Origin of the sequence: Stieleria mannarensis (genome assembly GCF_014154935.1) — a bacterium.
Taxonomy (GTDB): domain Bacteria; phylum Planctomycetota; class Planctomycetia; order Pirellulales; family Pirellulaceae; genus Stieleria; species Stieleria mannarensis.
On record NZ_JACEHH010000225.1, the window covers coordinates 1 to 427 of the forward strand.

A 427-nucleotide genomic window follows, 5' to 3' on the forward strand; every position below is an offset into this window, starting at 1 on the left:
CTGTCCTCAGCTGTTCCCCCCTGACTGCAACGCAGGCAGCCCCTCACCCGCCCAAGCGAAAAAGTGTAGAACCGCTGTCCCCAGCTGTTCCCCCTAACCGCCACGCGGACACCCACACACCTCCCCTCCGCCACCCATCTGAGAAGGGAACACCCGTCCTGCAATCAGCATCCCAGCGACTCAAACCAACCCCAACCGATCCGAGGGGCTGGTCACGGCCAGGCCGGGACGGTTCATGACGTGGGTATAGATCATCGTCGTTTTCACATCCTTATGTCCGAGCAATTCCTGCACGGTACGAATGTCCGCCCCGTCTTCGAGCATGTGGGTGGCAAAACTGTGGCGAAGTGTATGGGGAACGGCCTTCTTGAGGATTTCGGTTCGGCGAAGCGCCCGCTTGAAACGCGTAGGGAAGGTGTCTTCGTGA

The 427-nt window shown here is 60.0% G+C and carries 1 protein-coding gene; it reads right to left on the reverse strand.

Going from position 1 to position 427, the window contains the following annotated elements; all coding sequences use genetic code 11:
• Positions 1–180: 180 nt before the first annotated feature.
• Positions 181–427 (reverse strand): tyrosine-type recombinase/integrase (locus H1B37_RS33180; RefSeq protein ID WP_182871542.1); only part of this gene is annotated, 247 nt, incomplete at its 5' end.